The sequence below is a fragment of the Halorientalis marina genome, assembly GCF_023028345.1.
Taxonomy (GTDB): domain Archaea; phylum Halobacteriota; class Halobacteria; order Halobacteriales; family Haloarculaceae; genus Halorientalis; species Halorientalis marina.
Genome location: NZ_CP095487.1, coordinates 1,632,956 through 1,659,332, shown reverse-complemented (window position 1 = coordinate 1,659,332; position 26,377 = coordinate 1,632,956). Strand labels below are relative to the sequence as shown.

Here is a 26,377-nt window from a genome sequence, read left to right as displayed (position 1 = left end):
TAATGGCGTCAGAGAGAGTATATGCGCCTGTTACTAAATTAGAGCCTCCAAAGAGTCCGTTTTGAGTTGTTATGGGGGTAGTTCTTGAATTCCACTATGCGAAACAGCTTTTGAGTGGTATTAGCGCCGGTATGCGAGAATGAGTCCCTTCTATCGAATACGAAGCGGATTTTCGAATGTTCCGCTCTCCGAAACACTTTTTATCAAGTGTTGAGAGAGGTCGGTATGGACGACCCCCCGAACGAACCCCTCGCCACGACGGAACGAACGTTCACGATCATCCAGTATCTCCAGAACAGTGGAAAGGCGTCGGTCTCACAGATCGCCGACGACCTGGACCTGGCGAAAAGTACCGTTCACCGACACCTGGCGACGTTACACGATCTCCGGTACGTCTCCCGGAACGGGCAGGAGTACCAGCTCGGCCTCCGGTTCACGCGGTTGGGATACGCGGCACAGACGCAAGAGAACGCCTTCAGGAAGGCGGAGAAACAGGTCCGGGAGATCAGCGGACAGACCAGCGAGCGCGCCCAGTTCATCGTCGAAGACCACGGGCTTGGCATCTACCTGTACATGGACCGGGGCGAGCAGGCGATCGACACCGGAATGCGGATCGGGCAGCAGATCCACCTCCACTGCTCGGCGAGCGGGAAGGCGATACTAGCGAACTACCCTCGCGAGCGCGTCGACGAGATCGTCGATCGGTGGGGGCTACCGAAACAGACGGCGAACACGATCACGGACCGCGAAACGCTGAAGGAGGAACTTGACCAGATCGAGGATCGGGGCGTCGCGTTCAACCACGAGGAGCACATCGACGGCCTCACCGCCGTCGCCGTCCCGGTGGAAAACGACGACGTCGTCTTCGGCGCGCTCTCGGTCGCCGGCCCCACGGGCAGGATGCAGAGCGACCGCATAGAGGAGACGATCCCCGAACTCCTGCTCGGGTCGGCGAACGCGCTGGAACTGGAACTCGTCCACGGGCAGCGCAACAGCGCCAACACGTTCGTCGTGGAGTGAGCGGGGAACCCTCCCGGAGCGCTGCGACGCCGTCGGGAGGTGGTACGAGGGTGGCGAGACCCCACCTGCCGGCGGCCACGACGGTCGCGGACCTCCGTTCCGGACCGGCGCTGGCGATCACCGATCTCGGGCTTCGGGGGCGTCCGAGCCGCCGCGTCCCGCCACGACTCGCCTTCGAGTATCGACCGCGACTGCGACGGGGACCGCGGACACGCCGCACTGAGCGGACTCAGGGGTACGAACCGCGATCCGCAGGAGGACGGGACAAATTTCCCCCTGCGTCACATAGAGAACTGATTCAGTGGGTTGCGACGGGATGGCACCAGTTCTGACCCGAGTCACACGTAGTGTTCGGGCCGTGTGGCCGTTGCGTGTCGGAGCACATAATACCTTATGTCGAGTCCGGCTGGCAACCGCTCTCCGGCCGACGGCGAGCCGACAACGGCGAGTCGCGGCCCCGGCGGGAAACCCCCTCGAGCGAGTTACGCGGGCGGAGAAAGCATTAACTTGACCTGGACTCTTGGTCGGGTATGGTGAGCCTCACCGAGGAACAGCAGTTCGTGCTAGAGTCGATCGACGAGATGGCGAAAGAGGAGTTCGCGGACCGGGCGTTCAGCTACGAGGGCGGCGACTACCCGAAGGAGAACATCGAACTCCTCGCGGACCGCGGGTTCCTCGGGATCAACTTCGCCGAGGAGTACGGCGGCGGCGGGATGTCCGAGTTCGAGGCGATGCTCATGACCGAGGTCATCGGTCGCGTCTGTCCGGACACGGCCACCTATCTGGGCGAGCAACACCTGGTCGCTCCCCGGGCCGTCTCGATGTTCGGGACCGAAGCGGCGAAGGAGAAGTACCTCCCGAAGGTGACGAGCGGCGAGGCGGGCTTTGCAATCGCGATGTCCGAACCGGGAGCGGGGTCGAACGTCAAGGAAATGAACACGACGGTCGAGGAGGAGAACGGCTCGCTCGTCCTGAACGGCGAGAAGATATGGGTCAGCGGCGCGAGCCACTACGAGTACGCGGTCGTCTGGGTGAAGTTCCCCGGCGAGGGATTCGGGTCCGTCATCCTCGAGTTCGACTGGGACGGCGTCGAGACCCAGCAGCGGTACACCAACATGGCCGGGAACAAACAGACCCACTTCTACATGGAGGACGTCACCGTCCCCGAGGAGAACGTCCTCACCCGCGGGAGCGAGGGGTTCAAAGAACAGCTGAAAGCCCTCAACTGGGAGCGCATCGGAACGGCGTCGATCACGAACGCCACCGCGATGTGTGCCATGGACAAGGCCCTCGAGTACGTCGAGGACCGCGAGCAGTTCGGCCAGAAGATCGGCGAGTTCCAGGGCCTCCAGTGGAAACTGGCGGACATGGCCAAACAGGTCCAGGCGGCCCGGGCACTGATCCACTCCGCGGCCGAGGACGCCGTTTCGTCCGACAGGGTCGCGGACCCGCTCCAGACCTCCATCGTCAAACTGTACTCGGCCGAAATTGCCGAGTCGGTCGTCAGCGAGGCCCTCCAGCTCCACGGCGCGAACGGCTACCAGCAGGGACACCCCCTCGAGTACCTCCACCGGTACGTCCGCGGCTTCAGGATCGCCGGCGGCACCGACGAGATCATGAAAAACACCATCGGAAAGATGCTCCGGAAAGAGGGGCTCCCGTCGCTGGTCTGAGGGCGACGCGCGACGACCACGGCGACGTGACGCCGGCGGACGCGGAACCAGTGTCAACCTCCGGTCCCGCCCGTTTCGCACGGTCACGCGGCCGGCGCTCCGGACCGCCAGCAAGGTATTTGTCCCTCTGTCGAGAACACCGGGTATGCGACTCGGTACGACCATTCCGACGTACTGTACCGGCGATCAATTGGTCCCGTCGCCCGCGATAGACCGCTGGGTACGCCGGGCGGAAGGGATCGGGTTCGACGGCCTCTGGGTGCTCGACCACATCGTCAAACCGGACCTGTACAACACGAGCGTGCTCGACGCGCTCTCCGCACTGAATTACGCTGCGGGAATCACCGACGACATCGACCTCGGTACGTCGATCTACATTCTCCCGCTGCGGCGGACGGCGGCGGTCGCCTCACAGGCGCTCACGCTCCAGCACCTCGCGAACGGCGACGTCACGCTCGGACTCGGCATCGGGTACGTCCCCGAGGAGTTCGAGGTGACGGGCGTCGACATGCGCGAACGCGGCCCCCGCCTCACCGAGGGCATCGAGGTCCTGCAGGCGTTTTTCGACGGCGAGACCTCGTTCGACGGCGAGTTCCACGAGTTCACCGACGTCCGGATCGATCCGGTGCTCGACGACCCGCCGGACATCCTGGCCGGTGGCGGGTCCACGCAGGAAGACGACGGCGAGCGGACCGTTCCCCGCCCGATCCTGGACCGAATCCTCGATGCCGGCGGCTGGATCGCACCGCCGTCCCACCCCGAGAAGGCCGCGGCCGAGTGGGACCTCATCAGCGAACACGCGCGGCGCAACGACGTCGATCCGGAGTCGCTGGACCGGGTGATGCTGAGCTACGCCCACGTTCCCGACGCCGCGGCGTCGGACCCGCGTTCCGAGCAGCGGAGGGTATTCGAGGAACTGTTCAGCCCGAAACGTGGCTTCGATCACGCCGAGCAGCACTGCCTGGTCGGCTCGGTCGACGAGATAACGGATCGACTGGAAGCCTACGAGGAGATCGGATTCGACGAAATTATCCTCGGCGCCGCCGCCAGCGATCCCGACACCCTCGACGAACAGCTCGACCGGTTCGAGGAGGATCTCCTCCCGCGGTTCGAGTAAGACAGGCTCGACGTCCCGCCATGGGCCGAGCGCGGTCGGTTCGGGCGCGGTGTGTCCGGGCCGCGCCCCCGGGCGTCGAACCCGGAAAACAGGCCGCGGGCGGCGGAGATATCTGCTTTGAGGGCTGGTTTTTTGCCGACCCGGAGTGACCGAGCAGTCGTGAGCGAACCCCAGACGAGTCACACGTTGGTACGGCCTCGAGCGACACCGGGAACGGCGGACCGAACGGGACCATGATGCGGTCGCTGCGCAGCACCCGTCCGTTCCTCCTGCTGGCGGCGTGTTTCGTGTCCTCGACGGGGATCAACGCGTACCTGATCGCGCCGGCGAGCGTGGTCCCGCTCCTCATCGAGACCTACGGGATAACGAAGACGGCCGCCGGGTTGGCGGTGAGCGTCCCGCTTTTCGGCGCCGTCCTCCTGCAGATCCCGGGCGGGTACCTGATGGACCGGTACGACAACCGAGCGCTCCTGTTCGGCGGGACCGTCGGGTTCGCGGTGGCGACGTCCCTCGGCGTCTTCGCGGGGAGTTATCCGACGTGGCTCGCCACGCGGTTCGTGGCCGGGGTCTGCTCGATCTTCCTGTTCACGATGGGTGCGAAGGTGATCGCGGAGACGTTCCCCCCGGGCCGCCGCGGGTTCGCGACGACGGTCTTCACCGCGAGTGCACCGCTTGGCGTGGCGCTCGGGCAGTTCGCGACCCCGCGGTTCGCCACCACGCTCGGTCTCGACCCCTCGTTCGTGGTCTACGCCGGCCTCTCCGTCGTCGGCTCCCTGCTGTTTTACCTCTCGACGCCCGACCCGATTCGGAGCGACGGTGACATCGGGATCGAGACGATCCGACGCGTCCTCACGGACCGGAACATCCTCTTCATGTCGGCCTCAGCGGCCTGTACGTACGCGCTCTACTTTTTCCTGAACTCGTGGATGCCGACCTACGGGACGGAGGTGCTGTCGCTGTCGCTCCAGAACGCCGGCGCGATCGCCGCGCTCGTCCCGGTCATGGGCGTGCTGGGCCGGCCCGGCGGCGGGTGGCTGTCGGACCGTCTCGGCGGCCGGCGTCGACCGGTCGTCGCCGGTGCGATTATCGTCGTCCTCCCGGTACTCGCGGCGATCACGCGTGCGCCGTCGCTGCTCGTCTTCGCGCTGTCGCTCCTGCTGATCGGGTTCGTCCTCCAGTTCGCGATGGGTATCTACTTCATCTACGTCCAGGAGCTCGCCGAGGACGGGACCGGCGGCACCGCGCTCGCGGTGTTCGGGACCGTCGGATTCTCCGGCTCGCTCCTGTCGCCCATCCTCGGCGGCTGGCTCATCGAGACGCTCTCGTGGTCGCTCGCGTTCGGCGTCTACGTCCTCGTCGGTGTCGCCGGTATCGCACTCGTCGCCCTCGTCGTCGAGTCGGGCTGACCGGCGACGGCGGCCGCCCCGTCCGGACAGGAGCAGGAGAAACGAGCGGCGAAAACGGCCTGGCCGACGGCGTTACTCCTCTTCGAAGTAGTTCCGGATCTCTCCGATGACGCCGTCCTGGGCCAGCAGGATGATGCCGATGAAGATGACGCCGGTCAGGATCGTCCCGATGTTCGCCAGCTCTCGGGTCCCTTCCCGGAGTAGGACGAGGATGAACGAGCCGATGACCGGGCCGAGAAGCGTCGTGCTCCCGCCGATAATCGTGACGACGAGCGCGTCGATGGACTGCTGATAGAACAGGGTGCTCGGCGAGACGAAGATGTTACTCACTGCCTGCAACATCCCCGCGAGGCTCGCCAGCGTCCCGGACATGACGAACACGGTCAGCTGCACGCGCTTGACCGGATAGCCGACCGCGCCCGTTCGCTCGTCGTTCTTTCGGACCGCCGCCATCACTTTCCCGAACGGCGAGTTGAGGAGGCGGTACATCCCGACGATGAACACGGCGAGGAGTACCAGCGAGATGTAGTAGACGTTCACCGGCCCGGAAATGGAGAACCCGAAGACGGTGGGCGCAAACAGGATGACGCCGTCCGAGCCGCCGGTGAACTCGGTCCACCGGAACACGACCTCGTAGAGGAACTGCGCGAACGCGAACGTCAGCAGCGAGAAGTAGATACCCTTCCCGCGGAGCGATGCGAGTCCCATGATCACGCTGAGCACGAACGCCGCGAACAGTGCGACGATGAGCGGGATGAAGATCGACCCCGGCTCCAGGTACTCCATGGTCAGGGCCATCCCGTAGGCACCGACCCCGAAGAAGGCCGCGTGCCCGAAAGACGGGAGGTTCGTGAAGCCGAACGCGATGTTGAACGCGAGCGCGAATATCGCGAGGATCAGTATCCGGGTGAGGATGCCCACCTCGAACTCGCCGAGAAACAACGGGAGCGCGAGGAAGAGGACGAAGACGGCGATCCCGATACCGATCGTCGGCAGGCCGACCTCCCCGTCGGTGACGGCAGTGCGGACGCTCATTCCTGCATCACCCCCTGGACACCGAACAGGCCACGGGGTTTGATGAGCAGGACCACGAGGAGCGCGGCGATGATGGTAATGCCACCCAGCCGGAACGAGACGTACCGGACAACCAGGATGTCGAGCATCCCGAGTCCGAGTCCCGCGATGACGCTCCCGCGGTAGCTACCGAGGCCACCGACGACGACGACGATGAACGCCTGGAGCAGGATCGTCGCACCGGTTCCGGGCCCGATACCGCGGATCGGCGTCATCAGCGCCCCGGCCAGCGCGGCAGTCGCGACGCCGCCGGCGAACACGAGCGTATAGATGGTCGGGATATCGTTGCCAAACGAGCGAGCCATCTCCTTGTCGGTGAGGCTAGCCCGGATGACGAGGCCCACGCGGCTCCGCTGAAGGAACAGCCAGACGGCGACGATCACGATAGCTCCGATCGTCATGATCGTGAGTCGGTAGATCGGGTACGTCACGCCGAGGAAGCTGACGGAGCCCGAGAGCAGGTCCGGGATCGAGACGCCCTTGCTCTGTTCTCCCCAGATCAAGACCACGGCGCCCTCGATTATCAGGGCCACGCCGACCATGATGAGCAGTTGTGTGATGGGCCCGAAGTCGTACGACGGTTTCAACACCAGTCGTTCGGTCAGGACCCCGAGCAGCGTGATCACGACGATCGCACCGAGGACACCGGGGACGAACCCGAAGCCAGCGTTGACGGAGACGAACGCCATGTAGCCACCCAGCATGTAGTAGCCGCCGTGGGCGAAGTTGACGACCTCGAGGAACCCGAAGATGAGGGTCAGTCCCATCGAGATGAGGACGAGCATGACGCCCCAGCTGAGCCCGTCGAGAAGCGGTGTGATGATCAACGGATGGAGGGTCGACATCGTCACTGCACCCCCAGATACTTCTCTTGGAGGTCGCCGTCGGAGGCGACCCCCGCCGCCGAGTCCGAGTGGACGATCCGTCCGTTTTCGATGATGTACGCGCTGTCTGCCAGTTCGAGTGTCTCTTCCGTCCGTTGATCAGCGATTAACATGGCAACGTCTCCTTCGGCCAGTTTGGCCAGTGCGTCGGCGACGTCGTCGACGAGCGTGGGCATCAGGCCCTCAAACGGTTCGTCGACTAGTATGAGGTCCGGGTGGCTAACGAGGGCGCGCCCGATGGCCAACATCTGCTGTTCGCCGCCGCTCAGCGTTCCGGCCTGCTGGTCGAGGCGCTCCTCGAGGCGCGGAAATAGGTCGAACACCTCCTGGAAGCGGGACTCGCGTTCCGACCTGTCGGTCAGGCCCATCTCGAGGTTCTCCTGGACGTCGAGATTGGCGAAAATCCGACGCCGCTCGGGGATCCAGGAGATGTTCCGGTTGTACACCTCGTCCGGGGGCAGTCCCGTGATATCCTCGCCGTGCATCGTGATTCGCCCCTCGATCCGGGGGAGCACGCCCATGATCCCGCGGTAGGTCGTCGTCTTCCCGGCCCCGTTGCGGCCGAGCAGGGCGACGATTTCGTCGTCGCCGACCTCGAGGGACAGTCCCTTGAGGATATGACTTTTCCCGTAGTAACCGTCAACGGATTCTATTTCCAACATCATTCACCTCCCAGGTACACTTCCTGTACCTGGTCATTTTTCGTGATCTCGTCGGGCGTCCCCTCCGTCAGGACCGCTCCCTGATGGAGCACGGTCACCTCGTCGGCGATATCCATGATGAAATCGAAGTCGTGCTCGGTGATGACGATTGTCAGCGAGGGGTCCGCCGATATTTCCGAGAGGACTTCGAGCATCTCGTGGCGACCTTCCTCGGACATCCCGGCGATCGGTTCGTCGAAGAGGATGACGTCAGGCTCTGTCGCGAGCGCGATCCCCACTTCGACCTTTCGCTGGAGGCCGTGTGGCAGGTCACTGGCAGTCCGGTCCCGCTCGGCGTCGAGTCCGAGCCGCGATAGAATCTCCTCCGTCCGTTCGGTAACCGAGGTCAGGCTGTCCGCCCGTGCCCACATATTGAAGGTCGTCTCCTTCATCTGGGCCGCGATGCGGATGTTCTCGAAGACGGTGCTCTCCTCGTAAATGTTCGTCTGCTGGAACGTTTTGATCAGTCCGAGCCTGGCGATCTCGTGTTCCTTTTTGCTAGCGATCGGCTCGCCGTTGAACGAGACGTTCCCGCTCGTCGGCGACAGAACACCGCTCACCAGGTTGAAGAACGTACTCTTCCCGGCGCCGTTTGGCCCGATGATCGCTTTCGTCGCCCCTGCGTCGACACTCCAGCTGACCCCGTCGACGGCGACCAGCTCGCCGAACTTCTTGGTGAGGTCTTCTGTGTGCAGGACTGCTGAGTCACTCATGTCCAGGTTCTGGGATTAGAGCTGACACTCGATGTCGGAGCAGGAATCGGTGTACTCCGCGCTGTCGAACTGATCGACGATTTCGTGGGTCCCGAGGCCCACCTCTTCGTCGACGCCAGTGACTTTGGCGATGTACAGCGGCGGCGTTCCCTGGTGGTCACACTCCCGAATCGTGTTGGAGCCACGCGCGCTCTCGACCGTGAAGCCTTCGAGGGTGCTCCGGGCTTCCTCCACGTCGAGCGTCCCCGCCTCGTGAAGCCCTTCACCCAGGAACCGGCCGACCATGTATCCCGTTTCGGAACTGTAGTTCGGTGGGTGGCCGTGCATCTCCTCGAAGGCGCTGACGTGTTCACTGTTGCGCTGGGTGTCGATCTCCCGCGTGTAGAGCGCCGGTGTCCGGTAGAGCTCGCTGAACTGGTTGATGATGTCCGGACCCACCTCGCCGGTCGCGTACGAGGGGAGACTCTGATTCCCCATGGGTATGTCGAGGCCGCGGTTGGCCGCCTGGGTCAGGAACGCGGTCGACCCGCTCCCGGTGATGCCGAACAGCAGCCAGTCGATGTCGGTCGATTCGATGCGGTCGATGACCGACTGGAACTGCTGGTTCCCGAGCGGGACGGCGGCCGTGTCGACGACCGTCCCGCCGGCCTCGCTGATACCCTGTTCAACCGCGTCGCGGGTCGCGGTCCCGTAACTGTAGTCCTGGTGCAGAATGAACGCACGCTCGCCGAACTGGTCCGTACACCAGTTCCCGGCGAGTCGTCCCGCCTGGTGGGTGTGGGGGTTCGGTCTGTAAGAGCTCGCCCGACAGTTCTCGCCGGACGTCAACGCCCTGTCCGCCGACTGGATCATCGAGAAAATGATGTTGTTGTTGTTGGCGTATTCGCTGACCACGGACGCGACGGAACTGCTCGTACAACCGGCGAAGACGTCGATGTCCTCCTGCTGATACAGCCGGCGGGCCTCGGACAGCCCGGTGTCCGGGTCCGTCTCCGTGTCCCCGCGGACCAACTCGAGCGTCGTGTCCGGGAAAACCTCGTCCGACGAGTTTAGTTCCTCGAAGGCGAGTTCCATCCCCTGGCGCTGGAATTCCCCGGCAAACCCGTACGCGCCCGAGAGCGGAGCTAGTAACCCGATGGTGAGGGTGTCTCCGATCTCGCCCCCACCACCACCGCCGCCGCCGCTACAACCCGCGAGCAGTGACGCCGCACCGCCGGCCCCGAGAGACTTGAGAACAGTTCGTCGATTTAGCCCGATGTGCTGACTTCCGTCTGTCATGGTACCGTCTATCAGTCTTTGCTGATGTCATCCATATAAACATGTTTGATGGAAATTTTATACTTTCGCTCGAGCTTCGGAAATCCTGAGATCGACAGATCGGAAGGGTGCGGGGCAGAGCGGCGACCAGAGGAGCGAATCAGCGGGAAATACGCCGCCAAAAAGTGAGGGAGTGACAACATTACTTCGGCGTCGCCTTCCGGGTATCGGCCTCGTCGGTTCCGTGCGTCGTTCGCGTGGCGAGGGCGGCAACGGACGGCCGGCGTTTCGAGTCCGTTGGGCCTGAACGATGGCGATATCAGCGGTTCATGGCGTGGATCGCTCTGCCGGTGACCTTCGCGGCCGCTTCGCGGACCGCCTCCGCGAGGGTCGGGTGCGCGTGGACCGTTGACACCACGTCCGTCACCGTGGCACCCATCTCGACGGCGAGCGCAAGCTCGCCGATCAGTTCGGACGCCTCGGGGGCGACGATCGCGGCGCCGAGCAGGAACCCGTTCTCGGTGTCGGCGACGACGCGGACGAACCCCGTGTCGTCGCCGCGGGTGAGGGCGCGACCGTTGGTTCCCATCCGGACCTCGCCGACGGCCGGATCGAATCCGACCGTTTCGGCCTCGTCTTCGGTCATGCCGACCGTCGCAATCTCCGGGTCCGTGAACACGACCTTCGGGACGGCCTGCCGGTCCAGCGCGGCGGGTTCGCCCGCGATGACCTCCGCGGCGACCTCGCCTTCCATCATGCCCTTGTGTGCCAGCATCGGCTCGCCGGCCGCGTCGCCCACGGCGTAGACGTGGTCGACGGTGGTCCGCGCGCGGTCGTCGGTCACGAAGAACCCGTCGTCGTCTCTCTCAACCCCCGCGGCGGCCGGATCAACCGTGTCCGTTACCGGCTCTCGCCCCACCGCGATGAGGCACTTTTCGGCGTCGTACTCCGCGGTCGCCCCGTCCTCGTTCTCCGTGACGAGGGTGAGACCGTCGTCGGTCGCCGACCAGTCGCTCGCGACCTCGCCGAAGGCGAACTCAATGCCGAGGTCCGTTGCGCGGTCCTGGACGACCTGCGTCAGGTCCCGTTCGTACTGGGGCAACGCCCGGTCGAGCATTTCCACGACCGTTACGTCGCTGCCGGCCTTGGCGAACACCGTCGCCAGTTCCAGCCCGATGTACCCCGCACCGACGACGACGATGCTCGCGGGCATCTCGTCGAGCGCGAGCGCGTGCTTCGAGGAGAGGATGCGGTCGCCGTCGAACTCGAACCCCGGGATCTCGATCGGCCTGCTCCCGGTCGCGAGGATCGCGTGTTCGAAGGTCATCGACGTCTCGTCCCCGTCGGACTCGACGCGTGCGGTGTGCGCTCCGGTGAACGCCGCCCGCCCCTCCATCAGGGTGACGCCGCTCCCCCGACAGAGTTGCTCGACGCCGCCCGTGAGCCGGTCGACTACGTCGTCCTTCCAGTCCGTCATCGTCCCCATGTCGATGCTGACCTCGGCGTCGATGCCCATGTGGTCGCCCTCGCGGACGCGGTGGGTCAGGTCGAGCGCGGAGATGAGTGCCTTCGACGGAATGCATCCCCGGTTGAGACAGGTCCCGCCGTAGGCATCCTTCTCGACGAGCGTCACGTCCAAGCCCAACTGTGCTGCGCGAATGGCCGATACGTAGCCGCCGGGGCCGCCGCCGACGACCAGTACATTCGTTTCAGTGGTGTGGTCACTGTCCGCCATGGGGCTGCCAACGACGGTCGGGGTGTTGAATCTACGGGTTGTCGCGTCGTCGGTGTCACGGGCGATTCGGACGCCGAGTTCGGCCCGAACGGGCACCCTCCCCCGAGGGGACACGACCCATTCGCGACCGCACCGCGACGCGCAGCGCGGTCGGGTCCCGACAGGGGACAACCTATTTCACGCCACGTCGACGTTGGTTCTACTATCGCATGGAGACAGACACCGATCCGGTCACGGTAGCGACGGATACCGCTATCGACCTTCTCAGAGAGATGCTTCGGATTCGGCGCTTCGAGGAGGCCGCTGAGGCGGCCTCCGACGAGGGCGATATTCCGGGGTTCCTGCACCTCTGCCGGGGCCACGAGGGGTCTCACGCCGGGATGTGTGGCGCGATGGACACCGACGACTGGCTGGCGGTCGGCGGCGCCCGGCTCCACGGCCAGTACCTCGCCAAGGGGCTCCCGATGGACGAAGTGATGGCGGAACTGTTCGGGAAAGAGACGGGCTCGAACGGCGGCAAAGGCGGGTCGATGCACGTCTCGGACGTGGACCGACACCTGTACGGACACGCGGCGACCATCGGCTCCGGCCTGAACCCCGCGGTCGGACTGGCCCTGGCACAGCAACAGCGCGAGACGGGGTCGGTCGTCGTCTGTACGGTCGGTGACGGCGGGACCTCCCGCGGCTCGTTCCACACCGCGCTGGTGTTCGCCGCCTACTGGAACCTGCCCGTCGTCTTCGTCATCGAGAACAACGAGTGGGCCATCTCGACGCCGGCGGAGGCGCTCCCGCCGGAGCAGCTGTCGGACTACGGCGACCCACACACGATGCCGACCGAGACCATCGACGGGACGGACGTCGAGCGCGTCTACGAGGCGGTCTCCGACGCCGTCGAACGCGCCCGGAACGGCGAGGGCCCATCGGTCATCGAGTCGCGCGTCCATCGCCTCGTCGGCCACTTCGGCGGCGACAAGGAGACCTACCGGAGCGAGGAGGAGCGAGAGCGGATCCGCGAGGAGGGTGACCCGCTCGAGAACTACCGCGAGCGGCTGCTCGCGGACGGCGTGCTGACCGACGACGAGTACGAGGACCTCGACGCGGAGATCAGGACCGAGGCCGAGGAGGCCGTCGCGTTCGCCCGCGAGAGCGAGTACCCCGACCCACAGACGGCGTACGACGACCTGTACCAGCGGCCGCTGTACGGGCAGGGAGGTGAGGACGCGTGACACGGACGCTCCGCTATGTAGACGCGATCAGGGAGGCGCTCGACGAGGAACTGGCCCGCGACGAGTCGGTGTATCTCGCCGGGCAGGACGTCGGCGACTTCGGCGGCAACTTCGGCGAGACGCGCGACCTCCAGGAGAAGTACGGCACGGACCGCGTCAGGGACACGCCGCTGTCGGAGATCGGCATCGCCGGCCACGCGCTGGGTGCTGCGGTCGGCGGGCTCCGGCCGGTCGCACAGCTCCAGTTCGCGGACTTCGTGGCGACGGCGGGCGACGAGACGTTCAACCAGATCCCGAAGATGCCCTACATCAGCGGCGGGGACCTCGAGGCGCCGCTGACGCTCTTTGCGCCGTCCGGGGCCGGCATCGCCTCGGGCGCGCAACACTCCCAGTCCGTCCACGCCTGGCTGGGGAACGTCCCCGGTTGGGTCGTGGTCACCGCGACGACGCCCTACGACGCGAAGGGGCTGCTCAAGAGCGCGATCCGGGACGACAACCCGGTGGCCTTCTTCTTCCACAAGTACCTCACGAGCACTGAGGGCGAGGTCCCCGACGAGGAGTACACGCTCCCGCTCGGCGAGGCCGTCGTCGAACAGCCCGGCGACGACGTGACCGTGGTCGCGACGCAGTTGATGTACCACCGGGCGGTCGAGGCGGCCGAGGAACTGTCCGACATCTCCGTCGAGGTGATCAGTCCGCGGACCTTCTCGCCGCTCGACGTGGAGACGATCGGCGCGAGCGTCGAGAAGACGGGCCGGCTCGTCGTCGTCGACGAGACGCCGCTACAGTACGGCGTGCAGGGATACGTCGTCGACCGTCTCGTCGAGGAGCAGTTCTTCGACTTCGACGGGCCGCCGGAGACGGTCGGGGTCGAGGACGTACCGATCCCGTTCAGCCCCCCGCTGGAAGACGAGGTGCTCCCGTCCGTGGCGGAGATCGCCGACGCGATCCGGTCGCAGTTCGGCGTCCCGTACTAGACGTACCCGCCGTCGACCTTGATCGCCCGCCCCGTCACGAACGAGGCGTCGTCGCTCGCGAGGAAGGCGACGCAGGCGGCCACCTCCTCCGGCTGTCCGTGTCGATTGAGCGCGTTCTTCCGCCGCATCGTCTTTTTGACCTTGTCGCCGTAGAACGTCTCGAACATCGGCGTCTCGATCGTCCCCGGACAGACGGCGTTGATACGGATTCCGTCCTGGCCCAGTTCCTGCGCGACCGACCGGGTGAAGTGCAACACCGCCGCCTTCGTCATCGCGTACGTGGTTATCTCGGCGGGCACCCAGCCGGCCATCGAGGACGTGTTGATGATCGAGCCGCCGGAGCTGTCACGCATGACCGACTGCACCGCGTGACAGCCGTTCCAGACGCCCGTGACGTTGATGTCGAACAGCCGGTCCCGGTGCTCGGGAGTGGTCTCCTCGAACGATTTCGCCTCGCCGACCCCGGCGTTGTTGAACAGCACGTCGACGCCGCCGTGGCGGTCGGCCGTCGCCTCGATCAGGCTCTCGAACGCCTCGTAGTCCCGGACGTCGAGTTCGTGAAACGTCGCCTCGCCGCCGACGTTCTCGACCTCCGAGACCGTCTCGCGGCCGCCCTCCTCGTCCACGTCGGTCACGACGACTGTCGCTCCTTCCTCGGCGAGTCGAACGGCGGTCGCCCGGCCGATTCCGGACGCGCCGCCGGTGATGAACACAGTACTGTCTTCTAGTCCACGCATAGTAGTCGCGTTTCGCCGCTCCTACATAGATTTGTTCCCGGTCGGTTCCGGCGAGGGCCGCGACGGTGCCGACAGTCCCCCGCTGGACGCCTCCGGCGCCGGCTACGCTTCGAACGCCGGCCAGTCGTCCATCGCGGCGAGCCCTTCGAGTGCCAGACCGTGAACGAGGTTGTCCCTCGTTCGCGCTTTCAGCTCCTTGAGGATCGCCTCTCGCGTGAGACGAACCGTCATCGGTGCCCGTTCCAGGAGCGTGTCGGCGAGTTCGTGGGCGCGCGGCAGCAGTTCCTCCCTGGGCATCACCTCGGCGACCAGACCCAGGTCCTTGGCCTCCTGGGCCGACAGCTTCTCGCCCGTCAGGAGGAAGTACCGACCTCGGTTGATCCCGAGAAGCATGGGATAGATGACCTGCACGCCGTCGCCGGGGACCAGGCCGTCGTTGTAGTGTGGCTTGTCCTGGAAGTGCGCGTCCTCGGCGCACAGCACGATGTCGCAGTACAGCGCGATCTCCGAGTGGACCAGCGCGTCACCGTTGACCGCCGCGATCATCGGTGCCGGGATTTCGAGCTGGTTGTACGCCAGCCGTTTGGCGTCCTCGATGACCTGCAGCCAGTCCTGTGGGTCCGGGACCTTGTTCGCCAGGTCCTCTTCGGCGATGAAGTTCTCTCCGGCGCCCGTGATGATCACGACCTCGTTTTCCGTATCGGCCCTGATCTCGGCGAACAGGTAGCCGAGTTCGTGATGCGGCTCGAACCCCCAGACGAGTTCGTCCCCATCGGTGTTGAGCGTGACCTCTAACACCCCGTCGTTTCGCTCCAGGTCCGCGTACTCGTAGTCGTCCCGATACTCGTCGAGTGTGGGTTGTGTACTCATATCACACCCATTATTAATGATGAATGAATGACTAAATAAGCCTTGTCCCACCGAAGACTCCGTTCCGGGTCGTCTCCGGGCCGAGGTGCGACCGTCTCGCGGCTCCGGAGGGCGGGCCGCAGCGTGCTGCGGTAGTAAAAATATAAATACGAGACGGTCTCTCTTTTCATCGTGCCTGATATCGTCGGAATACCCAAGCTCGGCCTCAGCGATTTCGGCGAGCTCGTCTCGTGGGAGGTCTCGGTCGGGGAAGCGGTCGAAGCGGGCGACCTGCTGGCGATAATCGAATCGGACAAGGCCAGTGCGGAGGTCGAGGCCCCGGTCGACGGCGTGTTGCTGGCGGTGTACGTCGAACCCGGGACGGAGATCGAGATCGAACCGGGCCGGCCCATCGCCGTAATCGGTGAGCAGGGCGAAGAACCGCCGCCGGCGTCGGCCGTGTCGGCCGCGGACACCACCACGGCGGGGCCGGGCGAGGACACGGACGATTCGTCCACGGAAGCTCCCGCCGCCGGCGGCGGGGCGGACGCGGCGAGTACCGGATCATCGGACGTGGCGGCGCCTGACGCGGACGCCGGAGCGCCCAAGGTCTCCCCGCGCGCCCGACGCGCCGCGGCCCAGGCGGACGGGCGCGTCGACTTCGCGGCGATTCGTGGAACGGGGCCGGAAGGGTCGATCGTCGAGGCCGACGTGCTGACGCACCTCGACGAGACGCGGGGCGGGGCGGACAGTGCGGAGACCGGCGTTCCCGACCGGGCGGTACGCGCGACGCCATCCGCGCGTCGACTGGCGCGCGAGTCCGGTATCGACCTCGATTCGGTCTGGTCGGCGACCGGCGGTGCGGGGACGATCACCACGACCGAAGTGCGGTCCCGGATCGAGGGTGGCCGCTCCGACGGGACCGCAGCGACACCGGCGACGCAGTCCGGGAGTGACCTCACCGTCACCGAGACCCGGACGCTGTCGGGAACGCGGCGGACGATCGCCGACCGGCTATCGGCGAGTGCGCGCGAGAAGCCCCACGTCATGGGGACCCGGGAGATCAGCATCGAGCACCTCCGGCGGGTGCAGGAGCGACTCGCCGACGCACACGGCGTGGACGCCTCGATCTCGGACCTCGTCTTCTACGCCGTCGGCCGGACGCTCCGGGACATGCCGGCGTTCAACGCCCACTTCGTGGACGGCGAACACCGGCTCTTCGAGGAGGTGAACGTCGGATACGCCGTCGACGGGCCGAGCGGGCTAGTCGTCCCCGTCGTCGAGAACGTCGCCAGCCGCCCGTTCGCCGACGTCGCCGCGGACCGCTCGGCGCTCGTCGAGCGCGTCCTCGACGGCGAACACTCGCCGGCGGACCTCAGTGGCGGGACGTTCACGGTGACGAACGTCGGCGCGTTCGACATGGACGTCTCCTACTCGATCATCAACCCGCCACAGGTCGCCATCCTGGCGATGGGGCGGGTGAAAGAGCGGGCCGTCGAGCGAGACGGCGACATCGCGCTGGAGGAGGTCGTCACCTTCAGTCTCACCATCGACCACCGCGTCCTCGACGGGGCCGACTCCGGCCGGTTCCTCGACGAACTCGCCGACAACCTCGAGTTCCCCGGCCGCGTGTTCGAGGTCTAGGGTTCGATCAATATCTTCACGGCATCGCTCTCGGGGTCCCTGAGCCGGTCGAAGGCGGTGTCGACCTCCGCGAGCGGGAGGACGTCGCTGAGAATCGGCTCGGGGTCGAGCCGTCCGTCGGACAGCAGCTTCAGGACGGCGGGGAACTCGCCCCGGTCGCGCTGGTGACCACCCCGGAACGCGAACGACCCGACGACGGTCCGTTCGGCTTGCATCACGTCGTTGGGGTGGATGGACGCTTCCTCGGTGAACACGCCGAGGACGACGACCGTCCCGCCGTAGGCCGCGCTCCGCACCGACTGGGTGAGCGTTGGTTCCTTCCCGACGGCCTCGACGGTGAGGTCGGCGCCGCCGTCAGTCCGGTCGCGGACGAACGAGATGGGGTCCCGCTCGGTCGGGTCGACGACCGCGTCGGCACCCATCGCCTCTGCGGCCTCGCGTCGCGCGGCCCGCGGTTCGCTGACGACGACCTCCTTGGCACCGGCGGCGACGGCCGCGCCGACGACGCCCAGTCCGATCGTCCCCGCGCCGAAGACCGCGACCGTCTCACCCGCGGCCAGTCCGCCCTGCCGAATCCCGTGGAGCGAGACGCTCAGCGGTTCGGTCAGCGCCGCGTGGCGCGACGGGACGTCGTCGGGGACGACGACGGCCGTCGAGGCGGGGACGACGATCTCGTCGGCGAACCCGGGCGTCGCGACGGGGCCGGTGATCCGCTCACAGCGATGGTAGTCGCCGTCGGCGCAGTACCGGCAGTCGTCACACGGCAGGATCAGACAGGGCGTGATCCGGTCGCCGACCGCGATGCGGTCGACCCCCTCGCCGACCTCCGTCACCGTCCCGACGATCTCGTGGCCCATCGGCATCGGGAGGTGGTCCGACCACTCCGACTCCGGAATCACGTGTCCGCGGTCCTCGGCGCGGAGCGGTGCCGGTCCGTGTTCGAACTCGTGCAGATCGGACCCGCAGACACCGCAGTACTCGATGTCGATGCGGACCGATCCCGGACGCATCGACGGCTCGTCGACCTCGTCGACGGCAATCTCGCCCGGTTCGTGTAACCTTGCTAGACGCATACGCCGACGAACACGGCCCGCTTACAAAAGCGTGCGGTCGTCGGCTGCTCGAAAACGCGTGTCGGTGCCCGCGAGCGCGTCAGTTCCGCTGCCGTCGCGGGGCCGTCACTCGGCGTCCGGCGTGACGACGAGCTTCCCGAACGCCGACCGGTCGCTCATGTCGGCGAACGCCTGGTCGGTATCCGCGAGCGCGTACGTCTGGTCGACGACCGGTTCGAACTCCCCGTCGGCGACGAGGCCGACGACCTGTTCGAGGTCGCGCTGTGTCCCCATCGTGCTCCCGATCACCTGTTTGTTGTTCAGGTACAGGTCACTGAGCGTCAGTTCGGACGTGGGACCGGCCGTTCCCCCACAGATCACCATCTTCCCGCCGCGCCGGAGCACGTTCATGCCCACGTCGGAGAACTCGCCGCCGAGGTGGTTGAGCGTCGCATCGACCGGGCCGATCTCCTGGACCGCCGACTGGATGGTCTCGGGGTCGCCCGACTCGATGGCGTGGTCGACGCCCAGGGACTCCAGGCGCTCCAGTTTCCGCGCCGAGGTCGAGGTCCCGATCGAGTTAGCACCGAGCGCGTCGATCAACTGGGTCGCGGCGACGCCGACGCCGCCGGTGGCACCGGGGACGAACACCCGGTCGCCGACCTCGACGTCGGCCATCTTGAGCATCCGCAACGCGGTCATGTACGCGACGGGGAGGGCCGCCGCCTCGACCAGATCCATGTCGTCCGGTACCTGGACCAGCCGGTCCGCCTCGACGGGGGCCTTCTCCGCGAACCCGCCGTGATAGAGGTTGAACCGCTCACAGAGGTTCTCCGGCCCCTCCCTGCAGTACCGGCAGGACCCGCAGGTCTCGCTGGGGTTGAGGAGGACCCTGTCGCCGGGTTCGACGTTGCGAACGCCGTCGCCGACTGCCGAGACCGTCCCCGCCACGTCCATCCCGGCGACGAAGGGCAGGTCGTCCTCACCGATCCAGAGGTGCCCCTCGAGAATCCAGAGGTCGTGGTGGTTGAGCGAACAGGCTTCGACGTCGACCACGGCCTCGCCCGGCCCCGGCGACGGATCGTCGAACGACTCTACCGAAACGTGTTCCGGGCCGCCAAACCCGGTAAATGCTGCTGCACGCATCCGTTGAGGGTTCGGCCATCCGCCACAAATAAATGTGGGTTCGGCCGCCGGCCCCGGCGGACAGAAGGGTTTTCTTTGGGGGGCCCACAAGATAGGCTGCATGGCAGACACTGTCAAGTACGAGACTCGCGAGGAGGGCGCGATGGCGCTCCTGACACTGAATCGACCGGAGAAGATGAACGCGCTCAGCGGCGAGCTGATCACCGATCTGCGCGACGCCATCGAGCGGGCCGAAGCGGACAAAGACGTCCGTGCCATCGTGCTGACGGGTGCGGGCGACGCCGCCTTCTCGGCCGGGTACGACATCGAGCCGGGCGGGGACGACGACGATCCGGTGCCGACGGTCGACAATCTCATGGACAAGTTCGAGGACTCGACGGTGCACGTCCACGCGATCTGGGACTGCAACAAGCCGGTCATCGCGGCCGTGAACGGGTACTGTCTCGCCGGCGGCAGCGACATCGCCATGGCGTGTGACATCGTCATCGCCTCCGAGGACTCCGAGTTCGGCTATCCGGGCCTGCGGATGGCGGGCGTGCCGCCGACGCTGATCTATCCGTTCGTGATGAACCTCCACGAGGCGAAGGAGTTGCTGTTCTCCGGGAAAGTCGTCGACGCCGAGCGGGCGAAGGACCTCGGCATGGTCAACCGGATCGTCCCCGGGGAGGACCTCATGGACGTCGTCGTCGACGAGATCGAGGAGATACGGAAGATGCCCGGGAACAACGTCCGCATTCTCAAACACGTGGTCAACGGCGTCGCCGAGATGCAGGGCGCGAAGCCGATGATGAAGTACAGCGAACTGTTCGACTCGCTCGGACACCACACCGAATACGGCAAGGAGTACTACCGGATCGCCGAATCCGAGGGGATCGAGGCAGCCCTGGAGTACATGAACGAGCAGAACAAGGGAATGGAAGAGCCCGGCGACGACTAGTTCGCCGCGTCCGCAGTCTGCTCGCGGAGCTTGAACTTCTGAATCTTGCCGCTCGGGTTCCGCGGGAGCTCGTCGACGAAGTGGTACGTCCGCGGTCGCTTGAAGTCCGCGAGTTCGTCGTGGTCCAGACAGAACGCCTCCAGCGTTTCGGCGTCGAAGTCACCGTCGGCGACGACGTACGCGGTCACGCGCTCGCCCCACTCGTCGTCTTCCTCGCCGATCACGGCCACTTCGACGACGCCGTCGTGCTGGTAGAGCACGTTCTCGACCTCGGTGGGGTAGATGTTCTCGCCGCCCGAGATGATCATGTCGTCGATCCGGTCGACGAGGAAGAGGTAGCCGTCCTCGTTGAAGTAGCCCGCGTCGCCGGTGAAGAACCACTCGTCGCGAATCGCGTCGTCGGTCTTCTCGGGCAGGCCCCAGTACTCGCGCATCCGCGGCGGGCCGCTGAGGATGATCTCGCCGGTGTCGCCCTGCGGGACGGTGTCCTCGGGCATGACGGGGTCGGCGGGGTCTTCCGTCTCGGTCGGTTCGACGATTCGGACCTCGTGGTTCGGGGCGGCACGGCCGACGCTGCCGAGTTGTTCCCGCACCTCGTCGGGGCGGATGAACGTCGCACAGGGCCCCATCTCGGTCATTCCGTAGGCCGTCGCGTAGTCGTCACAGAACACCTCCATACACTGCTCGAGCAGCGACGGGGGCATCGGTGCCGCGCCGTAGACGCCGAGTTCGAGGCTGCTCCCGTCGAAGTCGTCGCGCCGTTCGGCCTCTTCGAGCAGGCCCGACCAGGTCCGCGAGGCGACGAACAGGTGCGTCGCCCCCTCCGCGTCGATCAAATCCAGGACGCGTTCGGCGTCGAACTCGTGGACGATGGCGGTCTTCGCGCCGAGGTTCACCCGCGGGAACAGCCCGCAGTTCAGTTCGGCGTTGTGATAGAGCGGCATCGCCGAGATGCCGACGTCGTCGTAGTCGAGGTCCATTCGGCCGAAGTACATCAGGTTGTGGTAGGTCGCGTCCCGGTGGGAGTGAAAGACCCCCTTCGGGCGGCCGGTCGTCCCGGACGTGTACATGATGGCGTACTGGTCTTCGGGTTCGAGCCCCACGTCCACGGGATCGGCGGCGGCGTCCGCGACGGTGTCGTGGAACCCGTCGGCGTACTCCGGAGTTTGCTCCACGTCGTCGTCGATGTAGATGTACTCCTCGACGCTCTCGAACTCCTCGCGTGCGTCCTCGACCGTCTCGCGTGTCGCCTCCTCGAACACCATGACCTCCGATGCCGAATCGTTGACGATGTAGGCGACTTCGCCGGCTGCGAGACGGTAGTTGATGGGGTTGAACACTGCCCCGGCACGAAGGAGTCCGAACACCGCTACCGCGAACTCCGCGGAGTTGTACAGGATGAGCGAGACCCGGTCGCCCTTCTCGACGCCCGACGCACGAAGCGCGTTGGCGAACCGCGTGACTCGCTCGTCGAACTCCTCGTAGGTCCACCGGACGTCCTTGCGGGGATACACGATGGCCTCGCGCTCCGGATACTTCCGTGTCGTCCGTGCTAGCGTCTCGGGAACTGTAGGCAGGTAACCCATACCAGACATCTCGCCCGGTTTCCTGTTAGAGTTTTCGGCTGCCTGGTGCGACACCGGTCAGTCCGCCGTCCCGTCCCCCGGCGGAATGTCCTCGTACGCCGCGATGCCCTCCCGCCAGTCGTCGGGGATCGGTTTCGAGGTGTCGTTCTCGGTGTCGAGCGCGACCTGGACGGACCTCGCGGTCGCGGCCGTCTCCTCGCCGTCGAGAAAGCGGTACTCGAAGGGAAAACTCGACCGTCCGAGTTCCGGGACCCGCATCTGCACCGTCAGTTCCCCGCCGTGGCGGACCTGTCGCTCGAACTCGATGTGGCTGGTGACGACCGCCATCTCGATGTCGTCGAGACCGACGTCGAGGACGTCCTCGAAGTAGTCGACTCTCGCCTGCTCCATGTAGGTGGCGTACACGGCGTTGTTGACGTGTTTCATGTGATCGAGGTCGCGTACCCGCACCAGCATGGCTGTCTCGTATCCGTACTCGTCGGCACCCATACGCTCCGCAACTGGCGTCACGCACTTAGAATTACCCGTCCCAAGCGAACTTTTATTACCGAACCATTCGACGAACGAGACGCAATGGACCAGTACGATCACCTGGACGTGAGTCTCGACGACGACGTTCTGACGATCGCGATCGACCGGCCGGACAACCTCAACGCTGTCAACGACCCGCTGCACGCGGAACTCTCCGAGGTCTTCGGCGAGGCCTACGAGACGGACGCGCGGGTCGTCGTCCTGACCGGCAACGGCGACGCCTTCTCGGCCGGCGGGGACGTAAACTGGATGCAGCGGAACATCGAGGACCCCGAGAACTTCCACAAGACGATGCGAGAGGGCGAACAGATCATCGAGGACATCGTCAACCTCGAAAAGCCCGTCATCGCGAAGGTCAACGGGGACGCCACCGGACTCGGTGCGACGCTGGCGCTGTTCTGTGACATCGTCATGATGAGCGAGGAGGCGCGGATCGGCGACCCGCACGTCAGCGTCGCGCTCGTCGCCGGCGACGGCGGCGCCGTCATCTGGCCCCTGCTCACGAGCCTCAACAAGGCGAAAGAACTGCTGATGACCGGCGACCTCGTCTCGGCCGAGGAGGCCGAGGAACTCGGTCTCGCGAACCACGTCGTCCCCGACGACGAACTCGACGAGGCCACCGAGGAGATGATCGACAAACTCGCCTCCGGGCCACAGACGGCGATCCGCTACACCAAGAAGACGCTCAACGCCTGGCTCGAACTCGGCAACACCGTCGCGCTCAAGGAAGGCCTCGCGCTCGAGGGCGTGAGCCAGCAGCATCCCGACCACGAGGAGGCCGTCGACGCGTTCCTCAACAACCGCCGACCGGACTTCCCGAGCGGCCGCGACACCGAGGACTGAACCCGCTCGCGAACCCGAGACGGGGGTCGCCCCTCGCGGAAGTCACGCGTTGACCGTCCCCCCGCCGCGGCCGGCTCACGGCCGACCGGTGGGCGCTAGCATTCCACCAGTATTTTGATCTGCTCGTCCTCGGGGGTCCCGAGCGACCGGAACCCGGACTCGACGTCCGCGAGCCCGATCGTCTCCGTCACCAGCCGCTCGGGGTCGAGTCGGCCGGACGCGAACAGGTCGACGACCGAACGGAACTCCCCGTCGGAGCGCTCGCTCCCCAGATAGGACATCGTCCCCTTGACCGTCCGCTCGGCCATGACGACGGTGTTCGGGTGCGTCCGAATAGCCTCCTCGAACATACTGACGACGACCACGGTCCCGTCGCGGACGGTGCTCGAGATTGCGTCGTTGTACGTCTGTTCGATGCCGGCCACCTCGAACGCCACGTCCGTCCCGTCCCCAGTGGCGCTTTTGATCCGTTTCACGGCGCCGGTCTCGGTCGGGTCGATCGGGGTGGCCCCGAAATCGGCGGCCAGCTCGCGTCTCGCGTCGCGTGGCTCCACCGCGAAGACGTCGGTCGCGCCGGTCGCCCGGAGCACCTGAAGGATCGCCAGTCCGATAGGGCCACACCCGAACACGGCCGCGGAGTCGCCCCCCGCCAGTTCCGACTGTCGAACGGCGTGGAGGGCCACGCTGAACGGTTCGACGAGCGCCCCGATTCGCGGCGGGACCGACTCCGGGAGCGGGACGGCGTTTCCGGCGGGGACGACAGACTGCTCTGCGAACCCGCCGCCGTCGGCGGACACGCCGACGAGCGCTACCGACTCACAGAGGTGCTGTTTCCCCGCCCGGCAGTACCGGCACGTACCACAGGACCGGATCGGATTGATCGCGACGGGGTCGCCGACGGAGAGGTCGGTCACGTCCGCCCCGGTCTCGCTCACGGTTCCGGCGAACTCGTGGCCCATCCTGAGCGGGATCGCCGCACCGGTCATCGGATGCGGGTCCTCGGGGACGAAGATCGGTCCCGCGGTGTATTCGTGCAGGTCCGAGCCACAGATGCCACACGCGGACACGTCCACCCGAACGGCATCCGGCCCAAGCGGTTGGGGATCGGTCGATTCGACGCGAACGTCTTCCTGCCCGTAGTAGAGCGCTGCCTGCATACCGGCACGTTGGACCCCCCGTTTAGTAACAGTTCCCCCGGCCCTCACCCGGCGGGAACGGGCGCCCGTCCACCGTCTTTATTATGACCGGTCGTGTCTGCTCACTCGATGGTCACAGACACCACAGCCGTCGTCACCGGCGGTGCATCGGGTATCGGACGCGAAATCTGTCGAGCGTTCGGCGAGGCGGGCGCGAACGTCGTCGTCGCGGACCTCCGGGAGGAACCGTTCGCCGACGCGCCGTCGGTCGGTGAACTGTTCGAGGAGTTCGAGGGCGAGGCGCTGTACGTCGAGACGGACGTGACCGACGAGTCGTCCGTCGAGGCGATGTTCGAGACGGCCGAAGACCGGTTCGGGAGCGTCGAGACCCTCGTCAACAACGCCGGCATCGCCAGGTTCGGCTCCGTCACTGAGACCTCCGCCGAGGACTGGCAGGCGGAACTGGCGGTCAACCTGACGGGGATTTTCCACTGCTGCAAACACGGGATTCCGGTCCTCGAAGAGAACGAGTCCGCCGCCATCATCAACATCTCGAGCGCCTACGGGATCCGCGGCGGCATCGGCAACTTCGGGTACAGCACGACCAAAGGGGGCGTCGTAGCGGCGACCAAACAGGTCGCCACGGAGTACGCCCGCGACGGCGTTCGGACCAACGCCGTCGTGCCCGGTTTCATCGACACGCGGATGTTCGAGGAGGACACCCCCGAGGGCACCGAGGAGTTCGCCATCAAGCACACGCCCCAGCGGCGACTCGGCGAGGCGTCCGAGGTCGCGAGCACCGTCCGGTTCCTGGCGAGCGAGGACGCCAGTTTCGTGAACGGACAGATTCTCGCCGTCGACGGCGGGTTCACCAACACCTGACCCGTCGGTCGCGAACGCGCCGTTCTCGCGTCGAGTCCCCGCCGGACAAGATATATATCGGGCGCTTCTGTAGACCGTGGTAATGACAGGTATCCTGTCAGCCGAACACGAAGCGGTGCGTAGTGCCGTCCGCGAATTCGCCGAAGACGAGGTCATCCCGCGATCCCGAGACTACGACGAACCGGGAGTGGTCTCGTTCCCATGGGAAATCTTCGAGCAGGCCGCCGACCTGGACTTCCTCGCGCCACACTACCCTGAGGAGTACGGCGGGTCCGGCATGGACTTCCTCTCGACGATCCTGGTCCACGAGGAACTCAACCGTGCTGATCCTGGGATCGGGACCGCGGTGCTGACCGGGAAGTTCGGGACGGAGATGATCCTCGAACACGGCGACGAGTGGCAGAAAGAGGAGTTCGTCAGGCCAGTCCTCGCCGGCGATGCGGCCTGTGGCACCTCCATCAGCGAACCGGACGCGGGCAGCGACGTAGCCGGGATGCGCACGACCGCCGAGAAGGACGGCGACGGGTACGTCCTCAACGGCTCGAAGACGTGGGCGAGCACGAGTCCGGTCGCGGACTTCATGCTCGTGATGGCGAAGACCACGCCCGACGCGGGACACGGCGGCATCAGCGCCTTCATCGTCCCCACCGAAACGGACGGGTTCACGATCGAGAAGGACATCGAGAAAATGGGCCTCCGGGCCAGTCCAACGGCGGAGATCAGCATCTCCGACGCCCGGGTCCCGGCGGACCACCTCGTCGGGACGGAGGACGAGGGCTTCTACCAGCTAATGGATTTCTTCAACGAGAACCGCATCATGGTCGCCGCGAACGCGCTCGGCGCGGCCGCCGGCGCGTACCGGTACGCCTACGAGTACGCCCAGGAGCGGGAGGCGTTCGGTCAGCAGATCGGCGAGTTTCAGGGACTGCAGTGGATGCTCGCCGACATGGCGACGAAGGTCGAGACGGCGCGGTCGACGGTGTACCGCGCGGCCCGACAGCACATGGCCGGCGAGGACCCCCGCCAGCTGGCCTCGATCGCGAAGTACCACACGAGCGAAATCTGTGAGGACGTCTGCTCGGACGCGATCCAGATTCACGGCGGCTACGGCTACACCAAGGACTTCCCCGTCGAGAAGTTCTACCGCGACTCCCGGGTCCAGAAGATCGTCGAGGGGACCAGCCAGATACAGAAGAACATCATCTACGACAGTATCACGCCGGGCGACCTGTGACGCGAGGCGGTTCGACG

The 26,377-nt window shown here is 65.9% G+C and carries 24 protein-coding genes; 11 read left to right on the top strand and 13 right to left on the bottom strand.

Annotated features, from left to right (window positions below):
• Nucleotides 1–225 precede the first annotated feature (225 nt).
• The 4 genes from MUG96_RS08390 to MUG96_RS08375 all read left to right on the top strand — a co-directional run bounded on the left by MUG96_RS08390 (nt 226) and on the right by MUG96_RS08375 (nt 5,216).
• On the top strand, nt 226–1,020 hold the full coding sequence (locus MUG96_RS08390) for an IclR family transcriptional regulator (protein WP_246988304.1): 795 nt from the start codon (nt 226–228) through the stop codon (nt 1,018–1,020).
• Between the two features lie 530 nt (nt 1,021–1,550).
• Entirely contained in the window at nt 1,551–2,693 is a 1,143-nt protein-coding gene (locus MUG96_RS08385; RefSeq protein ID WP_246988303.1) for an acyl-CoA dehydrogenase family protein, read from the top strand.
• 145 nt (nt 2,694–2,838) lie between these two features.
• Complete coding sequence (locus MUG96_RS08380) at nt 2,839–3,810, top strand: LLM class flavin-dependent oxidoreductase (protein WP_246988302.1); 972 nt, start codon at nt 2,839–2,841, stop codon at nt 3,808–3,810.
• A 236-nt stretch (nt 3,811–4,046) separates the two neighbouring features.
• Nucleotides 4,047–5,216, top strand: a complete 1,170-nt coding sequence (locus MUG96_RS08375; protein ID WP_246988301.1) for an MFS transporter — start codon at nt 4,047–4,049, stop codon at nt 5,214–5,216.
• Nucleotides 5,217–5,288: 72 nt separating this feature from the next.
• Here MUG96_RS08375 and MUG96_RS08370 read toward each other — a convergent pair whose 3' ends face one another.
• The 6 genes from MUG96_RS08370 to lpdA form a co-directional block, all read right to left on the bottom strand.
• Nucleotides 5,289–6,251 carry a branched-chain amino acid ABC transporter permease gene (locus MUG96_RS08370; protein ID WP_246988298.1) on the bottom strand — a complete coding sequence of 321 codons (963 nt, stop codon included), beginning with the start codon at nt 6,249–6,251 and terminating at the stop codon, nt 5,289–5,291.
• Nucleotides 6,248–7,135 carry a branched-chain amino acid ABC transporter permease gene (locus MUG96_RS08365; protein WP_246988296.1) on the bottom strand — a complete coding sequence of 296 codons (888 nt, stop codon included), beginning with the start codon at nt 7,133–7,135 and terminating at the stop codon, nt 6,248–6,250. The genes MUG96_RS08370 and MUG96_RS08365 overlap by 4 nt, the downstream gene beginning before the upstream one ends.
• A gap of 2 nt (nt 7,136–7,137) precedes the next feature.
• Nucleotides 7,138–7,836 (bottom strand): ABC transporter ATP-binding protein, encoded by a 699-nt coding sequence (locus MUG96_RS08360; RefSeq protein ID WP_246988293.1) that lies wholly within the window; start codon nt 7,834–7,836, stop codon nt 7,138–7,140.
• Nucleotides 7,836–8,588 (bottom strand): ABC transporter ATP-binding protein, encoded by a 753-nt coding sequence (locus tag MUG96_RS08355; RefSeq protein WP_246988291.1) that lies wholly within the window; start codon nt 8,586–8,588, stop codon nt 7,836–7,838. Before MUG96_RS08355 ends, MUG96_RS08360 begins: the two co-directional genes overlap by 1 nt.
• Before the next feature lie 15 nt (nt 8,589–8,603).
• Nucleotides 8,604–9,866 (bottom strand): ABC transporter substrate-binding protein, encoded by a 1,263-nt coding sequence (locus MUG96_RS08350; RefSeq protein WP_246988290.1) that lies wholly within the window; start codon nt 9,864–9,866, stop codon nt 8,604–8,606.
• 298 nt (nt 9,867–10,164) lie between these two features.
• Nucleotides 10,165–11,580 carry a dihydrolipoyl dehydrogenase gene (lpdA, locus tag MUG96_RS08345; RefSeq protein WP_246988288.1) on the bottom strand — a complete coding sequence of 472 codons (1,416 nt, stop codon included), beginning with the start codon at nt 11,578–11,580 and terminating at the stop codon, nt 10,165–10,167.
• Nucleotides 11,581–11,789: 209 nt separating this feature from the next.
• Between lpdA and MUG96_RS08340 the strand changes: the two genes are divergently transcribed.
• Nucleotides 11,790–12,806 carry a thiamine pyrophosphate-dependent dehydrogenase E1 component subunit alpha gene (locus MUG96_RS08340; RefSeq protein ID WP_246988286.1) on the top strand — a complete coding sequence of 339 codons (1,017 nt, stop codon included), beginning with the start codon at nt 11,790–11,792 and terminating at the stop codon, nt 12,804–12,806.
• A complete protein-coding gene (locus MUG96_RS08335; RefSeq protein ID WP_246988284.1) occupies nt 12,803–13,783 on the top strand; it encodes an alpha-ketoacid dehydrogenase subunit beta in 981 nt (326 codons plus the stop codon). The genes MUG96_RS08340 and MUG96_RS08335 overlap by 4 nt, the downstream gene beginning before the upstream one ends.
• Here MUG96_RS08335 and MUG96_RS08330 read toward each other — a convergent pair.
• Both MUG96_RS08330 and MUG96_RS08325 read right to left on the bottom strand, forming a co-directional pair.
• Complete coding sequence (locus MUG96_RS08330) at nt 13,780–14,520, bottom strand: SDR family NAD(P)-dependent oxidoreductase (RefSeq protein WP_246988282.1); 741 nt, start codon at nt 14,518–14,520, stop codon at nt 13,780–13,782. The genes MUG96_RS08335 and MUG96_RS08330 overlap by 4 nt on opposite strands.
• Nucleotides 14,521–14,622: 102 nt before the next feature.
• Complete coding sequence (locus MUG96_RS08325) at nt 14,623–15,390, bottom strand: enoyl-CoA hydratase/isomerase family protein (RefSeq protein ID WP_246988280.1); 768 nt, start codon at nt 15,388–15,390, stop codon at nt 14,623–14,625.
• A gap of 171 nt (nt 15,391–15,561) precedes the next feature.
• Between MUG96_RS08325 and MUG96_RS08320 the strand changes: the two genes are divergently transcribed.
• Nucleotides 15,562–17,013: a dihydrolipoamide acetyltransferase family protein gene (locus MUG96_RS08320; protein WP_246988278.1), complete on the top strand. Its 1,452-nt coding sequence runs from the start codon at nt 15,562–15,564 to the stop codon at nt 17,011–17,013.
• Here the strand turns inward: MUG96_RS08320 and MUG96_RS08315 are convergent.
• Nucleotides 17,010–18,086, bottom strand: coding sequence for a zinc-dependent alcohol dehydrogenase (locus tag MUG96_RS08315; RefSeq protein WP_246988276.1), 1,077 nt, complete (start codon nt 18,084–18,086; stop codon nt 17,010–17,012). The two genes, MUG96_RS08320 and MUG96_RS08315, sit on opposite strands and share 4 nt — an antisense overlap.
• Before the next feature lie 105 nt (nt 18,087–18,191).
• On the bottom strand, nt 18,192–19,211 hold the full coding sequence (locus tag MUG96_RS08310) for an alcohol dehydrogenase catalytic domain-containing protein (protein ID WP_246988274.1): 1,020 nt from the start codon (nt 19,209–19,211) through the stop codon (nt 18,192–18,194).
• 100 nt (nt 19,212–19,311) lie between these two features.
• Between MUG96_RS08310 and MUG96_RS08305 the strand changes: the two genes are divergently transcribed.
• Complete coding sequence (locus tag MUG96_RS08305; protein ID WP_246988272.1) at nt 19,312–20,148, top strand: enoyl-CoA hydratase/isomerase family protein; 837 nt, start codon at nt 19,312–19,314, stop codon at nt 20,146–20,148.
• On the opposite strand, the gene MUG96_RS08300 is transcribed toward MUG96_RS08305, so the two are convergent.
• Both MUG96_RS08300 and MUG96_RS08295 read right to left on the bottom strand, forming a co-directional pair.
• Nucleotides 20,145–21,734 carry a long-chain-fatty-acid--CoA ligase gene (locus tag MUG96_RS08300; protein WP_246988270.1) on the bottom strand — a complete coding sequence of 530 codons (1,590 nt, stop codon included), beginning with the start codon at nt 21,732–21,734 and terminating at the stop codon, nt 20,145–20,147. The two genes, MUG96_RS08305 and MUG96_RS08300, sit on opposite strands and share 4 nt — an antisense overlap.
• 57 nt (nt 21,735–21,791) lie before the next feature.
• The gene (locus MUG96_RS08295) at nt 21,792–22,223 is read right to left on the bottom strand and encodes an acyl-CoA thioesterase (protein ID WP_246988268.1); all 432 of its coding nucleotides are present in this window, start codon (nt 22,221–22,223) and stop codon (nt 21,792–21,794) included.
• 84 nt (nt 22,224–22,307) lie between these two features.
• On the opposite strand from MUG96_RS08295, the gene MUG96_RS08290 reads away from it, so the two are divergent.
• Nucleotides 22,308–23,108 (top strand): enoyl-CoA hydratase/isomerase family protein, encoded by an 801-nt coding sequence (locus tag MUG96_RS08290; protein WP_246988266.1) that lies wholly within the window; start codon nt 22,308–22,310, stop codon nt 23,106–23,108.
• Nucleotides 23,109–23,203: 95 nt separating this feature from the next.
• Here MUG96_RS08290 and MUG96_RS08285 read toward each other — a convergent pair whose 3' ends face one another.
• Nucleotides 23,204–24,265 carry a 2,3-butanediol dehydrogenase gene (locus MUG96_RS08285; RefSeq protein WP_246988264.1) on the bottom strand — a complete coding sequence of 354 codons (1,062 nt, stop codon included), beginning with the start codon at nt 24,263–24,265 and terminating at the stop codon, nt 23,204–23,206.
• A gap of 108 nt (nt 24,266–24,373) precedes the next feature.
• On the opposite strand from MUG96_RS08285, the gene MUG96_RS08280 reads away from it, so the two are divergent.
• Nucleotides 24,374–25,126: an SDR family NAD(P)-dependent oxidoreductase gene (locus MUG96_RS08280; RefSeq protein WP_246988262.1), complete on the top strand. Its 753-nt coding sequence runs from the start codon at nt 24,374–24,376 to the stop codon at nt 25,124–25,126.
• An 82-nt stretch (nt 25,127–25,208) separates the two neighbouring features.
• A complete protein-coding gene (locus MUG96_RS08275; RefSeq protein WP_246988260.1) occupies nt 25,209–26,360 on the top strand; it encodes an acyl-CoA dehydrogenase family protein in 1,152 nt (383 codons plus the stop codon).
• The last annotated feature ends 17 nt before the right edge of the window (nt 26,361–26,377 follow it).

What these genes read in the sequence shown, in the direction of transcription:
- MUG96_RS08390 (WP_246988304.1), top strand. Translation starts at nt 226, where the DNA reads ATGGACGACCCCCCGAACGAACCCCTCGCCACGACGGAACGAACGTTC.
- MUG96_RS08385 (WP_246988303.1), top strand. Translation starts at nt 1,551, where the DNA reads ATGGTGAGCCTCACCGAGGAACAGCAGTTCGTGCTAGAGTCGATCGAC.
- MUG96_RS08380 (WP_246988302.1), top strand. Translation starts at nt 2,839, where the DNA reads ATGCGACTCGGTACGACCATTCCGACGTACTGTACCGGCGATCAATTG.
- MUG96_RS08375 (WP_246988301.1), top strand. Translation starts at nt 4,047, where the DNA reads ATGCGGTCGCTGCGCAGCACCCGTCCGTTCCTCCTGCTGGCGGCGTGT.
- MUG96_RS08370 (WP_246988298.1), bottom strand. Translation starts at nt 6,251, where the DNA reads ATGAGCGTCCGCACTGCCGTCACCGACGGGGAGGTCGGCCTGCCGACG.
- MUG96_RS08365 (WP_246988296.1), bottom strand. Translation starts at nt 7,135, where the DNA reads ATGTCGACCCTCCATCCGTTGATCATCACACCGCTTCTCGACGGGCTC.
- MUG96_RS08360 (WP_246988293.1), bottom strand. Translation starts at nt 7,836, where the DNA reads ATGTTGGAAATAGAATCCGTTGACGGTTACTACGGGAAAAGTCATATC.
- MUG96_RS08355 (WP_246988291.1), bottom strand. Translation starts at nt 8,588, where the DNA reads ATGAGTGACTCAGCAGTCCTGCACACAGAAGACCTCACCAAGAAGTTC.
- MUG96_RS08350 (WP_246988290.1), bottom strand. Translation starts at nt 9,866, where the DNA reads ATGACAGACGGAAGTCAGCACATCGGGCTAAATCGACGAACTGTTCTC.
- lpdA (WP_246988288.1), bottom strand. Translation starts at nt 11,580, where the DNA reads ATGGCGGACAGTGACCACACCACTGAAACGAATGTACTGGTCGTCGGC.
- MUG96_RS08340 (WP_246988286.1), top strand. Translation starts at nt 11,790, where the DNA reads ATGGAGACAGACACCGATCCGGTCACGGTAGCGACGGATACCGCTATC.
- MUG96_RS08330 (WP_246988282.1), bottom strand. Translation starts at nt 14,520, where the DNA reads ATGCGTGGACTAGAAGACAGTACTGTGTTCATCACCGGCGGCGCGTCC.
- MUG96_RS08325 (WP_246988280.1), bottom strand. Translation starts at nt 15,390, where the DNA reads ATGAGTACACAACCCACACTCGACGAGTATCGGGACGACTACGAGTAC.
- MUG96_RS08315 (WP_246988276.1), bottom strand. Translation starts at nt 18,086, where the DNA reads ATGCGTCTAGCAAGGTTACACGAACCGGGCGAGATTGCCGTCGACGAG.
- MUG96_RS08310 (WP_246988274.1), bottom strand. Translation starts at nt 19,211, where the DNA reads ATGCGTGCAGCAGCATTTACCGGGTTTGGCGGCCCGGAACACGTTTCG.
- MUG96_RS08305 (WP_246988272.1), top strand. Translation starts at nt 19,312, where the DNA reads ATGGCAGACACTGTCAAGTACGAGACTCGCGAGGAGGGCGCGATGGCG.
- MUG96_RS08300 (WP_246988270.1), bottom strand. Translation starts at nt 21,734, where the DNA reads ATGGGTTACCTGCCTACAGTTCCCGAGACGCTAGCACGGACGACACGG.
- MUG96_RS08295 (WP_246988268.1), bottom strand. Translation starts at nt 22,223, where the DNA reads ATGGGTGCCGACGAGTACGGATACGAGACAGCCATGCTGGTGCGGGTA.
- MUG96_RS08290 (WP_246988266.1), top strand. Translation starts at nt 22,308, where the DNA reads ATGGACCAGTACGATCACCTGGACGTGAGTCTCGACGACGACGTTCTG.
- MUG96_RS08285 (WP_246988264.1), bottom strand. Translation starts at nt 24,265, where the DNA reads ATGCAGGCAGCGCTCTACTACGGGCAGGAAGACGTTCGCGTCGAATCG.
- MUG96_RS08280 (WP_246988262.1), top strand. Translation starts at nt 24,374, where the DNA reads ATGGTCACAGACACCACAGCCGTCGTCACCGGCGGTGCATCGGGTATC.
- MUG96_RS08275 (WP_246988260.1), top strand. Translation starts at nt 25,209, where the DNA reads ATGACAGGTATCCTGTCAGCCGAACACGAAGCGGTGCGTAGTGCCGTC.